At 26.2% G+C, this 16066-nt stretch carries 9 protein-coding genes; 8 read left to right on the top strand and 1 reads right to left on the bottom strand.

Annotation, left to right across the window (positions count from 1 at the left end; all coding sequences use genetic code 11):
- Positions 1-77: 77 nt before the first annotated feature.
- The 7 genes from NSA50_RS16305 to NSA50_RS16335 all read left to right on the top strand — a co-directional run bounded on the left by NSA50_RS16305 (position 78) and on the right by NSA50_RS16335 (position 11033).
- Positions 78-1814 carry a hypothetical protein gene (locus NSA50_RS16305; RefSeq protein ID WP_257446774.1) on the top strand — a complete coding sequence of 579 codons (1737 nt, stop codon included), beginning with the start codon at positions 78-80 and terminating at the stop codon, positions 1812-1814.
- A 73-nt stretch (positions 1815-1887) separates the two neighbouring features.
- Positions 1888-4446 (top strand): selenium-dependent xanthine dehydrogenase, encoded by a 2559-nt coding sequence (xdh, locus tag NSA50_RS16310; RefSeq protein WP_257446777.1) that lies wholly within the window; start codon positions 1888-1890, stop codon positions 4444-4446.
- A 471-nt stretch (positions 4447-4917) separates the two neighbouring features.
- Entirely contained in the window at positions 4918-5922 is a 1005-nt protein-coding gene (locus NSA50_RS16315) for a lysylphosphatidylglycerol synthase domain-containing protein (RefSeq protein ID WP_257446780.1), read from the top strand.
- Positions 5923-6114: 192 nt separating this feature from the next.
- Positions 6115-6882, top strand: coding sequence for an ABC transporter ATP-binding protein (locus NSA50_RS16320; protein ID WP_195263557.1), 768 nt, complete (start codon positions 6115-6117; stop codon positions 6880-6882).
- Complete coding sequence (locus NSA50_RS16325; RefSeq protein ID WP_257446784.1) at positions 6872-8869, top strand: ABC transporter permease; 1998 nt, start codon at positions 6872-6874, stop codon at positions 8867-8869. The genes NSA50_RS16320 and NSA50_RS16325 overlap by 11 nt, the downstream gene beginning before the upstream one ends.
- 482 nt (positions 8870-9351) lie before the next feature.
- Positions 9352-10023: a response regulator transcription factor gene (locus NSA50_RS16330; protein ID WP_195263016.1), complete on the top strand. Its 672-nt coding sequence runs from the start codon at positions 9352-9354 to the stop codon at positions 10021-10023.
- Positions 10020-11033 (top strand): sensor histidine kinase, encoded by a 1014-nt coding sequence (locus tag NSA50_RS16335; protein WP_257446788.1) that lies wholly within the window; start codon positions 10020-10022, stop codon positions 11031-11033. Before NSA50_RS16330 ends, NSA50_RS16335 begins: the two co-directional genes overlap by 4 nt.
- A gap of 172 nt (positions 11034-11205) precedes the next feature.
- On the opposite strand, the gene NSA50_RS16340 is transcribed toward NSA50_RS16335, so the two are convergent.
- Positions 11206-13650, bottom strand: coding sequence for a family 10 glycosylhydrolase (locus tag NSA50_RS16340; RefSeq protein WP_257446791.1), 2445 nt, complete (start codon positions 13648-13650; stop codon positions 11206-11208).
- 330 nt (positions 13651-13980) lie between these two features.
- Here NSA50_RS16340 and NSA50_RS16345 point away from each other — a divergent pair, with 330 nt between their 5' ends.
- Positions 13981-16059, top strand: a complete 2079-nt coding sequence (locus NSA50_RS16345; protein WP_257446794.1) for a sensor histidine kinase — start codon at positions 13981-13983, stop codon at positions 16057-16059.
- The last annotated feature ends 7 nt before the right edge of the window (positions 16060-16066 follow it).

Consider the following 16066-nt stretch of genomic DNA (forward strand, 5'->3'; position numbering starts at 1 on the left):
ATCAAAATTTATTAATAATTAAAATTTATAGTGATGGGAATTCATATTAAATTTGTTTTAAGAAAGGTGGAACAATTATGAGCGATGTAATGAAAGTAATGTCTTTTGAAAAAATTCTTGAGATAACTCTTAAAGATTATTATACAAAAGGAAAAATATTTGGAATAGAAGAAAAGGATTTTTATAGAGATATTGATAATAGTATAGAAATGAATTTTTGTGGTGAGTACTTAAGATTTCCAGTAGGGCCTGCAGCTGGTCCCCATACACAATTAACTCAAAATTTTTTAGCAGCTTATCTAACAGGATGTAGATATTTTGAACCTAAGACTGTTCAAATAGTAGATGGAAAAGAAATGCAAGAAATGATAGCAAGACCTTGTATTGATGTTAAAAATGTAGGATACAATGTAGAATGGTCTACAGAATTAACAGTTGAAGAAGCAAAAGATGAGTATATTAAAGCTTCTGTATTATTACAAGTAATGGGAATTGAGCTTGGATTGTCTGATGTAAAAGATTTTATACTTAATATAAGTGTAGGATATGAGCTTAAAGGAATTCAATCAAAAAAGATTTCTGATTTTATTGATGATCTTAAAGAATCAAAAGATACTAAGGCTTTTAAAGAATGTATAGAAGTATTAAAGAAAAATATAAATAATTTTAAAAGATTTAAATTAGAAGATATAGATAAGATAAGTTCAAAGATTACAAATATAATTACACTTTCAACAATGCATGGATGTAAAGCAAGTGAGATTTTAGATATAGCAACTCACTTATTATCAAATAAAAAGATAAATACATTATTAAAATGTAATTCTACATTATTAGGATATGATGCTGTAAGAAAAATATTAGATGATTTAGGATACAATGATATCGAATTAAAAAGAGAAGACTTTGAACACGATTTACAATTTGATATGGCTAAAGAAATAATATCTAAGTTACTACAAATAGGAAAAGATAATAATGTGACATTTGGAGTTAAATTAACTAACACATTGCCAGTAGTTAATAATAGAAATATTATGCCAGGTGAGGCTATGTATATGTCTGGAAAGCCACTATATCCAATAGCAATAAATGTAGCTAAAAATATTGCAAGTGAGTTTAAGGACATAAATATGTCCATATCAGGAGGAATAGATAAAAATAATGCATTAGATGTTTTTAATACTGGAATTGCGCCTATTACAATAGCAACGTTATTTTTGCAACCCAAAGGCTACGCAAATAATATTGGTTTATTAAATGAAATGAAAAAAGCAGGACATGCACCTGAAGGATTAAATATTGAGGCTTTAAATGAATTAGCAGATAAGGCAAAGAATGACACTAATTATAAAAATAAAGGTAATGGTAAAATTTTAGAAGATAAGCTAGAGACATTTGATTGTTTAAAGAGTTGTGGAATTTGTGTTGACATATGTCCAAATAGAGCTAATTTGAGAGTACCTGTTGAAGAGCTTTCAGCTAATTATCAAATAGCACATATTGAAAATATGTGTAATGAATGTGGTAACTGCCATATGTTCTGTCCAAAAGGAGGCTTTCCATATCTTAAGAAACCAACTATTTATAAGAATTTAGAAGAATATAATAATTCAAAGAATACTGGATTATTAAGAATTGGAGAAGGTAAATTCTTATTAAGAGAAGATGGAAAAGAATATATATATACAGTTAATTCAAAAGAAAACAAGAGTAAATTAGAAATTACTGCTGAAACGATTTTAAAAGATTATCCTTATTATATTGATGAAATAGATGCTTTAAAAGAAGAAGAATTAAAAAATTACGTATAATAAGTTATCAAAAAGATTTTTTATTTATAAAACATTAAAATTATTATTTTGATAATTGGGAGGAGCAAATTAAATGTATAGTTTTAAGCTCAATGGTAAAAGTGTATCAGTAAATGAAGATATGGGTTTACTTGATTATTTAAGAGATATAGCACAATTGACATCCGTAAAAAATGGTTGTGCAGAAGGTGCTTGTGGTGCTTGTATGGTATTAATTGATGGGGTAGCGCAAAGAGCATGTATTCAAAAATTAAGTAGATTGGAAAATAAAGAAGTAATTACTGTTGAAGGAATTAGTGAAAGAGAAAGAGATGTTTTTGCTTATGCCTTTGGTAAATGTGGAGCAGTACAATGTGGATTTTGTATTCCAGGAATGGTTATAAGTGCAAAAGGACTGCTTGATAAAAATTTAAATCCTACTGAAGATGAAATAAAAATTGCTCTTAAAGGAAATATATGTAGATGTACTGGATATGTAAAAATTATAAAAGCTATTAATTTAGTTGCAGAACTTTTAAGAAATGATGAAGAAGTACCTAAAGTATATTGTAAAGGATTAGTGGGAGAAAATTTGCCAAGAATTGATGCTGAAGTTAAGACTTTAGGAATTGGTAAATATGCAGATGATTTATATTTTGATGAAATGCTTTATGGATCTGCATTAAGATCAAAATATCCAAGAGCCTTAGTTAAAAATATAGATACATCAAAGGCAAAAGCACTGGATGGTGTTTATGCTGTTTTAACTGCAAAAGATATACCAGGGGATAGATTTATAGGTCATTTAGTTCAAGATTGGCCAGCGATGATAGATATTGGAGAAGAAACTAGATATTTAGGAGATGCTGTTGCTTTAGTAGCTGCAAGAGATAAAAAGATATTAAAAGAAGCATTAAATCTTATAGAAGTAGATTACGAAGAACTTTCACCTGTAATAAATCCAGAAATGGGAATGAAAGATGATGCGCCTAAAGTTCATGAAAGTGGAAGTATATTAAGTAGGCAATATCTAAAAAGAGGAGATGCAGATGAAGCAATAAAAAATTCAAAATATGTTGTAACAGAAAAGTATAGCACGCCACCAACTGAACATGCTTTTTTAGAACCAGAATGTGCAGTTGCTAATTATGAAGATGGAATTCTAACAGTATATACAGGTGGACAAGGAGTTTATGATGAACTTCGTGAAATAGGAAAGCTTTTAAACTTAGATCCAAGCCAATTAAGAATTAAAAGCATGCTTGTAGGAGGAGGATTTGGTGGTAAGGAAGATATGAGTGTACAACATCATGCAGCACTTTTAACTTATTATACAAAGAAACCAGTGAAAGTTGCTTTAAGTAGAAAAGAAAGTATAATAATACATCCAAAGAGACATGCTATGGAAATGGAATTTACTACAGCTTGTAATGAAAATGGAATTTTAACAGGAATGAAAGCAAGAATAATTTCTGACACAGGAGCTTATGCATCATTAGGTGGAGCTGTATTACAAAGAGCTTGTACTCATGCAGCTGGGCCATATAACTATCAAAATGTAGAAATAGAAGGTATTGCAGTATATACAAATAATCCTCCAGCAGGAGCATTTAGGGGATTTGGAGTTACTCAATCAGCATTTGCAAATGAATGTAATATAAATAAGCTTGCAGAGCTTGTAGGAATTTCATCATGGGAGTTTAGATATAAAAATGCAATTAGGCCAGGGCAAGTATTGCCAAATGGACAAATTGCTGATGAAGGAACAGCATTAGTAGAAACTTTAGAAGCTGTAAAAGATGCTTTTGAAAATAATAAAAATGTAGGTATATCCTGTGCATTTAAAAATGCTGGATTAGGTGTAGGTATTCCTGATACAGGTAGATGTAGAATAGTAATTAAAGATGGAAAGGCTGTCATAAGAACATCAGCAGCTTGTATTGGACAAGGCGTTGGTACAATAGCAACACAAATTCTTTGTGAAACTACAGGAATAAAACCAAATGAAGTTTTAGTAGATAATCCAGACACTTTTACTACACCAAACTCAGGAACAACAACAGCTTCAAGACAAACTGTATTTACAGGAGAAGCAACAAGAGCAGCTTCTTTAAAGCTAAAGGCAGCTTTAGAGAATAAGTCTTTAGAGGAATTAGAGGGTGAAGAATTTTATGGTGAGTATGTTTCAGATACAGATCCAATGGGAAGTACAAAGCCAAATCCGGTAAGTCATGTTGCTTATGGTTATGCAACTCAAGTAGTAGTTTTAGATGATAATGGTAAGGTACTAAAAGTAGTTGCAGCTCACGATATTGGAAGAGCTGTAAATCCTATAGCTGTAGAAGGACAAATTGAAGGTGGAGTAGTTATGGGGCTTGGATATGCATTAACAGAAGATTATCCATTAAAAGATGGAGTTCCATTAGCTAAATTTGGAACATTAGGATTATTTAGATCAACAGGAGTTCCAGAAATAGAAACTATCTTAATTGAAAAAAATAAATCTAGCTTAGCATATGGAGCAAAAGGAGTTGGAGAAATTGTTGTTGTTCCAGCTGCACCAGCAATGCAAGGAGCATACTATAAATTAGATGGTGAATTTAGAACTAAATTGCCATTAGAAAATACTTATTATAGAAAATTAAAAAAATAAAAAAATATGGAAATTATAAAGTCATCTTTTTAAGTAGTAAAAGATAAAATTAAACTATCCTTTACTTAAAAAGATGATTTTTTTTATAGAAAATAAAAAAGGTTACATAATTGAAAGCATTTCGTAATATACATAAATACTACAAAGGAAAAATAAATAATATAATAAATTTATAAATTGAGATTAGGAGATGATTTTTTTATGAGAAAGATTAAAGATGTTTTAACTGTTGTTGCTTTAGTAGTATTTGCTGGTTATGATGAAAAAAAATTTGATTTATAAAGTATTCACAAATTAACATATTAAATATTAATTCAAATTTTGAATATAATATTTTAATATAATTTTACTTAAAATTTCCAGTATTAAATAAAAATATTTTGTATTTACCTTATTATTGATATATACTAATAAAGATTAAGTAATAAATTTTTATGTATAGTATAAATTGATTTTGTAGGGAGAATTTATATGTTTGTTAAATCAGAAGGCAAGGTAAAAGTATGGATGAAAGTAGTTTTTATACTTACTATATTGACAATAATACTTATTCAGTTCAGAAAGCTATTTTCAGATTTTGATACACATACATTTTACATATATAAAGACAAGCTTTCTTTTATAAGCTTAAGTATTATTATAATTTTAGGGTTATTATCATATTTACCATTATCGTTATATGATTTTATAATCAAGGATACCTGTAATATTTCTTTAGATAACAAGAGTCTTTATAAATCTTCTTGGATTGCGAGCTCTATTTCAAGTATAGTTGGTTTTGGTGGCACAGCTGCAATAGCACTTAAAAGTCATTTTTATTCACCTTATATTAAGGACAAGACAAAATTAGTAAAAGAAGTTTCAAAAGTAGTATTATTAAATTTTACTGGATTTTCTGCAATTTGCTTCATTTATTCAATTTTAAACATAACAAGTTTAAAGAAAATTGAATTTGTAAAAATAGGCATATTATTAGCTGCACTTTATGCACCAATCCTTTTTATCTATAACTTATATAGATGTAGAACTAAAGAAATGCGAAAAAATGCTATAAAGACTATAAAAATAATGATAATCTCAATTTTAGAATGGATAGCAATGGCACTATTATTGTTTAGCATTTTAAAACTATTAGGAAATGCATTACCTTTATCAAAAATATTCCCAATTTACGTAGTATCTTCAGCTGTAGGAATTGTGAGTATGATGCCAGGAGGAATTGGTGGATTTGATTTATTATTTATATTAGGGGTGAATGCTCTTGGTATAAATAAAGAAGAAGCCCTACTAGCTTTATTGTTGTATCGCATAAGTTATTATATCATTCCGTTAACTGTAGGAATATTTTTATTAATTTATGAAACTAAAAATAAAATAAATAAAGATTACAGAGATATTTTAAAGCTATCTATAAGAAAAATAATCAATAAAACAAAGTTTGCAAGACAAAATAAAATTGATAGTAATGAAGTTTAAGATTAGTTAAGATATAAATATTAAACAATCCTTTAATATATAGAGGGTTGTTTTTTTATTATAATCTTACGAAAATGAAAGGTTAATGAAAGTTAGATAAATACGTAATTAATAAATATTAGGTTAAAATATGATTGTAATGAAATTAGTAGTTTTTTAAACATTAATATAATTAATTAGATGGAGGATAACATGAAGAATATTTTAAGTGTAGAGAAAATCGAAAAGTATTATGGAAACAAAGATAATGTAACTAAAGCAATTGATAATATAAGCTTTAAAGTTGATAAAGGAGAATTTGTTGGAATAATGGGGCCATCTGGTAGTGGGAAAACAACTCTACTTAATTGTATTTCAACAATAGATACTGTGACTACAGGAAAGATAATAATAAACGATAAGGATATCACAAAGCTTAAATCAAAACAATTAGAAAAATTTAGAAGGGATGAGCTAGGGTTTATATTTCAAGACTTTAATCTTTTAGATACTTTAACTGCTTATGAAAATATAGCATTAGCACTAACTATCCAAGGAAGAAGTCATAATAAAATTGATGGACTTATAAAAGATATATCAAGTAATCTTGGAATAACAGAAGTATTAAGTAAATATCCGTATCAAATGTCAGGTGGACAAAAACAAAGAGTTGCTTCAGCAAGGGCAATTGTTGCTAACCCATCATTGATATTAGCAGATGAGCCAACAGGAGCATTAGATTCTAAATCATCAAGGTTACTTTTAGATTCATTTGAAACTCTTAATAAAGAATTAAAAGCAACTATATTAATGGTTACTCATGATGCATTTACAGCAAGTTATGCACATAGAATTTTATTCATTAAAGATGGAAAGATATTCAATGAACTTGTAAGAGGAGGAGATTCCAGAAAGGAATTTTTCAATAGAATTATTGAAGTGGTTACTCTTTTAGGAGGTGATGCAGGAAATGTATTCTAAAATAGCATTTAACAACGTAAAAAAGAGTATAAAAGATTATGCAATATATTTCTTGACATTAACATTTGCAGTTTGTATATTTTACAGTTTTAACTCAATAGAATCCCAAAAAGCTATATTTGAAATGAATAGTAGTCAGTCAAATACGATAAGTGGTTTAAGCAAAATCATAGGAATGGTTTCAATATTTGTATCAGTTATTCTTGGAAGTTTAATAATATATGCTAATAACTTTTTAATTAAAAAACGTAAAAAAGAGCTTGGAATTTATATGACACTAGGGATGGGAAAAAGTAAGATTTCCAAAATATTACTTTGTGAAACTTTAATTATTGGGATAATGTCATTATTAGCAGGACTTGTATTAGGAATGATTTTTTCACAAGGATTATCAGTATTTACAGCTAAACTATTTGATGTTTGGATGAGAGAATATAAATTTATAATCTCATTTGAAGCAATGATTAAAAGTACTATTTACTTTGGAATAATGTTTTTATTAGTTATGATTTTTAATACTGTTGTTGTATCAAAATACAAGTTAATAGATATGTTGACAGCCTCAAGAAAAAGCGAAAATGTAAAATTTAAAAACCCAATTGTAAATATTATAATATTTATTTTATCAATAATAATATTATTTGCTGCATATTACTTAGTTATAAAAGCTGGATTAAATCCTGAAGATAGTAGGTTTGTTATGTCTTTAGTATTGGGAATTGTAGGAACATTATTATTCTTTATAAGTTTAGGTAGATTTAGCATATATCTAATTCAAAATAATAAAAAAGCTTATTTTAAAGAACTTAATATATTTGTTTTAAGACAAATAAGTAGCAAGGTTAATACTAACTTTGTATCTATGACGATAATTTCATTAATGTTATTTTTAACAATAACAACACTTTCAACTGGGCTTAGTTTTAAAAATGCTTTAGAAAGTAGTTTAAAAGATACGACGCCATTTTCAGCTTCAGCCCTTATGTTTCTAGATGAGAGATCTAATTCAAAGGATATAAAAGAAAATTTAGACAAATTGAATTTTAAATTTAATGATGATGAAAAATATATAATATATACCGAATATATCTCAAATGAGAAACTAAAGGATATTCTTAAAGATTATATAAAAAGTCCAGAAGATATAAAGGGGTTTGGAGATAATCAAATAGAATTTATAAAAATATCTGATTATAATAAAATTAAATCTCTTAAAGGTGAAAAGGATTTGTATTTGAATCAAGATGAAGTCTTAATTGCGTCAAGTTTTGGAAATAAAATTAAGGAAATAAGTAAATTTGCTAAAAATGAAGAAACTATAATTTTAAGCGGCGAGGAATATAAAATAGCAAATTCAGATTTAATTACAGAGTCATTTTATACAGATTCAATTTCGGAAAATGTATTTACTATAATAGTTCCAGATAATTTTAAGGGAGAGTTAATTCCTTCAAGATCAATTTTAAATGTTAACTATTCTGAAGGTAAGTATGAAGAAAAATATGAAGACTTATTTACAGATTTTAGAAGTGGAAGTTATACAAGAAATGATTATACAGATTTTGTATTAGGTTATACTAGAAATCAAATATATACGGAGAATAAAAGTATGACAACTGTCATTTTATTTATAGCAATATACTTAGGAATAGTATTTTTAATTTCTAGTGCTGCAATATTATCATTACAACAACTATCTGAAGCTGTTGATAGTAAAGAAAGATATAGCTCACTTAAAAGAATTGGAGCATCTAAAAGGATGATAAATAAAACTATATTTAAACAGACAATAATATATTTTATGATTCCGCTTATTTTAGCGATTGTTCACTCAATAGTAGGAATTAGTGTTATAAATGATTTTATAGTATTATTTAATAAGCCAAGCATAGGATTATCATCTTTTGTTACTTTATTTACTTTAGTAGCAATTTATGCAGGATATTTTTATGCAACATATACTGGATACAAAAACGTAGTTAAATAAAAAAAGGCACAGTCTCTAGAAATCTATTTAATATAAAATTTATTCAAATTCAATCAAGTTTTATTGCCTTAAAAAAGTTAATTTATTATTTTTATAAAGGGGCTCGCGAAACGCGAGCCCCTTTTAAACCATTGATTTTACTTACTTAAAGACGGTTTTAAAACATAAATAGAAATTTTTATCTATTATTTATATATGCACAAAAAGGAAAGTTCAAATTAAAACGTTCCTTTTTATCAGATAATATCAAAATTCATTTTGATACAGCCCTATTTTTTTGAAAATATATAGGTTCTATAGTAAAATGATATGACTGTGTGGACTGTGTGATAAATAGTAGGATTTGGTATATAATAAACATATGATTTCAATTATGCCATTACTTAAATAATTATACTAAATATCAATAGCTATCAGTATTAATTATTTATGAGATTGATTTAAGAATATATAAAATAAAAACTTAGTATAGAGGTGAAATAATGTATAAGATTGTTATAATTGAAGATTCAGAATCTATAAGAGAAGAGCTTAAGACATATTTAGAAAGATATGGATATGAAGTTGAAACTCCAGATTCTTTTGAAAATATAATTGAATATATTGATAAAAGTAATGCAAGTTTAATTTTACTTGATATTAATCTTCCTCTTTATGATGGATATTATATTTGTAGGGAAGTTAGAAAAAAATCAGATGTTCCTATAATAGTTGTTACAAGTAGAGATAGCCAAGTTGATGAGCTTATGAGTATGAATTTAGGTGCTGATGATTTCATAACAAAACCTTACAATACTGAAATACTAATTGCTAGAGTATCAGCAATATTAAAAAGAAGTTATGGAAAAAGTAGCAATGATGAAATAATTAGTTATGGGGATTTGAAGTTAAATCTTGCAAATGGGAGTATATCATATAAGTCAAATACTATAGAACTGACTAAAAATGAATTGAAGATTTTAGCATATTTAATAAAGAATAAAGGTAAAATTGTCTCTAGAGATGCATTAATGGATGCATTATGGCAATCCGATTTGTTTTTAGATGATAATACTCTTTCGGTAAATGTAACTAGATTAAGAAAAAAGATTGAAGAAATAGGATTAAATAATATTATAGAAACAAGAAGAGGATTAGGATATATAATGCCATGAATATATTAGACTATATAAAGGACAGAAGAGCTATAATAATAATAAATATTTTTCTTTTTATACTTGTATCTATAATTTTGTTTGTAGCACGTGTTAATAACTGGTTTATAGTATTAATATTTTTAACTTGGATACTTCCTTTATTTATAAATATTTTTTTAGAATATTTTAAACAAAATAGCTTCTATAAAAATATGATTTCTGTATTGGAAAACTTAGATAAGAAATACTTACTTCCTGAAGTAATCGAAGAACCTGAATTTTTAGAAGGAAAAATAGTCTATGATGTCTTAAAGGAAACAAATAAAAATATGAACGAAAATGTTAAATATTACAAAGAAAAACAAGCAGAGTATAGAGAGTATATTGAAACCTGGGTTCATGAAATAAAAACTCCAATTGCTTCAACTAAATTAATTTTAGAAAATAGTGAAAGTGAAATTGCAGAAAAAATATCATATGAAATAAAAAAAGTAGAGGGGTTTATAGAACAAGTATTATATTATTCGAAAAGCGATGATGTGAGCAGGGATTATATTATAAAAGAGTTTAATTTATCAGAAGCTGTTAAAATAGCAATAAGAAATAATTCAAGAGATTTTATAAATAAAAAAATAATATTAGATCTTAAAGAAATAGATATAATGATATTTAGTGATATAAAATGGATAAGCTTTATTATTAATCAGATTATAGGAAATTCAATTAAGTATTCACAAAAGGGAAGAGGAAAAATAACCATATATACTAAGTCTAATAAAAACAGTAATTCATTAATAATAGAAGATAATGGAGTAGGTATAAATCAAAGAGATATAGATAAAGTCTTCGAAAAAGGATTTACAGGAGAAAATGGTAGAATATATGGAAAGTCAACAGGGATAGGATTATATTTATGTAGTAGTCTATGTAAAAAATTAGGTTTAGGAATTAAATTAGAATCAAAGGAAAACGTTGGTACAAAGGTAGAAATAATTTTCCCGTTGGGAAAATTTACATTATTTCAATAGAACATATAAAAATATAAAGTAGAACTATTATATAATCATAATATATTTTATAAATGAATTTTATATTATAAATATATTAACTACAAATTCAATAAATTTTAAAGAAGAATAAATAAGGTATAAGGATAATTAATCCTAGCAAGAAAAACTTGCTAGGATTAATATGTTTTTATTATTTATTTTTCTTAAATAAAGTGACGCCAGCTATGGTAAGCATTGATGCAAAACTCAATAATATTGATGAATTTCTTCCTCCTGTAGTTGGAAGTTTACTGCCTTGATTATTATTATGATTATTATTATTATTATTATTATTATTATTATTATTGTTATTATTGTTATTGTTATTGTTGTTATGATTATTATTATTGTTGTTATTATTGTTGTTTTCAGGATTTGTATTAGAATTTTCTTTTAATTCTTTAATTCTAGCTTCAGCTTTTACCAGTTTATCTAAGTTTGTTATTGCTGAATCATTATTTGCAATAGTAACTAATTTTCTTGCATCTTTAATAGAGTCTTCATCTGATAAAGTTATATTTTCTAAAATTGGAAGCTTGTCTATTGCTGAAATAGCTGCAGTTTCTTTTGCTATTTGTTCCTCTTTAACTTTTTCTGACTTAAGTTCAGATATTTTGCCTTCAGCAGCAATTAATATATCTAAATTAGTAACATAGGAATCATTATTTAAAGCTGTAACTAGAGTTCTTGCAGAAGTAACAAGGGATTCATGCTCTAATGTTAATATATCTAATGATGGAATTTTGTTAATTGCCTCTATAATAGGTAAAGCAGCATTTTCATTATATAAAACAACTTTATTAAATATTTTGGCTTCATTTTCAGTTGAGGCATTATCTATTATGGTAACAGCATAAGTATATGTTTTATTAGCTTCAATAGATGTATCAATAAATTCTTTTCCGGATTCTATACCTTTTCTAACAATTAAATTTTGTGGATTAGTGATATCAATTGTATCTAGGTTTCCTTCTTGTTTATAAATGCAATAGAATTTACTATCAGCATTAGTATCATCCCAACTTAATTTAATAGTATTATCTTTTATTTCATATTTGATATTAGTAACAGGGGTAGTTTCTAATTTGTCAAGCCAAGGTTTTCCTGGAACATTTGCTGGTAAGTTTAAGTAGCTCTTTTCTAAAATATCATTAGAATGATTTAATATATCAAATTTATCTCCAGGAGTAGTAACTGATTTAGGCAACAATTTATCAAAGGAGAAGAATGCACTTCCTTTAACGTTTTCAAATTTTTGATTGAATCTTAATTGGTTAGCTATTTCATATGGGTTTTTAAAGTTATTATCCCAAGATGCATCGATATATTTATAATTAGGATGTCCAATATAAAGATGAGAGTTACTTACTCCTTCAAATTGAGAATCCCACCATTGTAGTAATTCTCCATATGGAGCAGCAGCGGTGTTAAAAGCCCAATAAATTTGAGGTGTTAAATAATCAACCAAACCTTCTTTAACCCATTTTCTCGTATTAGCAAATTGGTCTCTAAGACTTGATGTTGATCCAGTAGGTGTATTAGAGCCTTCAGGATAGTTCTCAGCATGTCCCCATATTCCAAATGGTGAAACACCGAATTGTATTGATCTATTATTAATTATATTTATGTTTGTTATTTTATCTTTTATTGATTTAATAAGAAGGTTAATATTATTTTCTCTCCATTTAGCAGCATTTTCAATAGTGTATTCACCAAACCCTCTATTATAATTTAAAAATGTTTGTTTATCTAAATCTTGAGCATAGAAGTATATATCTTTACCATTTTCACTATATTTATATGGATAAAAATAATCATCGAAATGAATTGCATCTACGTTATATTTACTAGCAACTTCTTCTACTCTTTGAACTACATAATCAATAACTTCTGGTTTACCAGGATCTAAAAATAATTTGTTTTGAAATTCGTAAACTAAATGAGGATTTTTTCTTGCAAAATTACTTTCTGAAAGCTCATTCAATTTCTCTGTTATAGACCTTTTATCAACAGTGTTAGTAACTCTATATGGATTAAACCATGCGTGGAATTCCATACCTCTTTTATGAGTTTCACTAATTAGCCATTTTAATGGATCAAAACCATTGAAACCAGGGTCTTTGCCTTGAAATGTATAGCTAGTACCACCTTTATGAAGATATTGAGACCAAGGTGCTATATCTGATGGATACCAAGCGTCAAGCATAGGACTAACTTGAAAAGTAACTGCATTTAAGTTTAGCTCTTCAAATCTATCAAGAATCGAAGAAAGTTCATTTTTGAATTCTTCTTCAGCTGAAAGGTTTGGATCACTAGTGACATCAGAAATATCAATATTTACAACGGTTGATAGCCAAGCTGTTCTAAATTGTTCTTTTGGACTAACAAACGTATCAGGAATAGTTACCTTAGGACCATTTTTATAAAGGTACACAGGTGTGTTTTCATCATAAGTTGCATCCATTGTAGTAAAATCATAGGATTTGAAGTTGAATAATGGTGATTCATTTACTGATGCAAATGAATTTTGCCAAGTTATCGCTTGGCTAGAGATACTAGCAAGTAAAAATAATGTCAAAGCTTTTTTCTTATTCATAATACCCCTCCTAAATGAATTTTAATAATTTTAATATTAATATAGAATTAAATTAAAAATCAGATTAAATGGAAATGTTTACAAGATAGTATAATTGTAACCCAAGAGATAAAATGTTTCAAGATATATTTTAAAAAGAGAAATATATTTTCAAAAACATACTATTAATTTGAAAAATAATCCTAAACTTCAATAAATATAAATAAATTAATTAAATTTCATCTAAATATTAAATAAAATTAAATAAAATATTGTTAAATTTTAGTGTAAAAGCTATAATATAGTATATTGGGATGTATTTAATTTGATATGTAGCTATAAGGGGATAAAATGAAAACATTAAGAAAAGAAATTAATGAGATACAGGATATTGGAGAAACAAAAGAAAATAGAGATACTATAAATAAGGCTTATTTAAGTGCAATGAGTGCTTTAGAAAAAGTAGATGATGGTTCAAAAAGTATTGATAAAGTGCAATCATATCATTTAAAAGCTTTAATTAATATGAATAAAATTTTGTTAGATGATGCAATAGAAAATCTTGAAAAAGAGTTTTTGATAAAAAATGTTGAAAAGATATCTTCAGGGAAAATATATGCAGAGCTAACAAAAATGTTTTTAGTTCAAAATAATATGAATGGATATAAAATTCATTTAATGTTGGCGGAAAAAGCATTGTCATCAGAAAAAAAATATGAAGAATTAGTAAGTTTATATATCAATGTAGCAACAAGATTTATCAGAAATGAAAAAAAGGGTGAAGGAATAAATATATTAAAAAAAGCTATTGATTTATTAGACAATAATGATGAATATTGGGTAGCTGAAGAATATCTTAATGTTGGATCAGTTTTTTCTATAGAGCTAAATAATAATGAACTAGCAATAGATTTATATAATAGAGGATACAAATTAGCCAAAAAATATAATTTGAAAAAGATTCAATTTTTATTGATGTATTATATAGCAGTTGGATATACATATATAGGTAGAAGAAGAGATGCAATAGAGCTATATAATAAAATTATAAATAACAAAGAAAATAACTTATCTTTATTAATTATTACAACAATTTATATGGAGCTATCAACATTATATATAGACTTAAATTTAAATATGGACAAGGTAGAGTCATTAATAAGTTTAATTGAAGAAAATATAAAGAAAATACCAATTAAAACTAAAAAACAATTTGAAGCAAATTTAATACTTCTTAAGTGTAGATATTTTATTAAAATGAAGGAAAAGGGAAAGTATATACTGCAAGAATTAGATAAAGCAAAGTCTATTTATGAAAAATATAGTGATACTTTTAGATTTAGTAATTTTGATTTATATATAGAAATGTTATATGGTGATATATACTATAATTTAAATGAGTATAAAACAGCATTAATTCATTATAATAACTTAACGAAACTATCACAAAAGTATGGTTATAGATTTATAGAAAAAACATATGAAAGGTTATCAAAAACATACGAAAAGCTTGGTGATTTTAGATGTGCTATGGAATATATGGAGAAAGCTAATTCAATAATGCTTTCATATGATAATAATAAATATAGAGAAAAGTATTTAGAGCTGTATAGAAATCTTGAAATGTTACAAGAATCAGAAAAGGCTAAAAGTGAATTCTTTGCAAATATTTCTCATGAATTTAAGACTCCAATTAATATAATATATTCGTCAATGCAACTTTTAAATTTATATAAAGATAAAGATGAAAAAGAATTTATGATGTATTATTTAAAATATAAAAATAATATTAGACAAAATTGCTTAAGGAGTTTTAAACTTATAGACAATATTATAGATGTAACAAAAATAAAAAAAGGAATTTATGAAGCTAATTTTAAAAATATAAATATAGTTGATTTAGTAGAGAAAATTACGAATTCAGTAGTACCATATGTAGAAATAAAAAAAATAATAATATTATTTGATACAGATATAGAAGAACTAATAATAAAATGTGATGCTTATATGCTAGAAAGAATTATATTGAATTTATTATCAAATGCTATAAAATTTACTCCAGCAAATGGTAAGATTATGGTTAATATTTATAATAAAACAGATAATGTAGAAATACGTGTAAGAGATACAGGAATTGGAATACCTAAGGAAATGAAAGAGAAAATCTTTGAAAAATTTATTCAAGTAGATAAGTCATTAAATAGAAGTACCGAAGGAAGTGGGATAGGTTTACCTTTAGTAAAATCCTTATTAGATTTAATGAATGGGAATATATATTTAAATACAGAATATAAAGATGGAAGCGAATTTGTGGTAAGTTTACCTAAATATAGGTTAATAGAGGAAAATAATAAATATAAAGAAGAATATAAACTAAATGTTGAAAAGATATCAGTAGAATTATCTGATATTTATGATTTATATAATTAATAGGGGT

It is taken from the genome of Clostridium mucosae (assembly GCF_024622765.1).
Taxonomy (GTDB): Bacteria; Bacillota; Clostridia; order Clostridiales; family Clostridiaceae; genus Clostridium.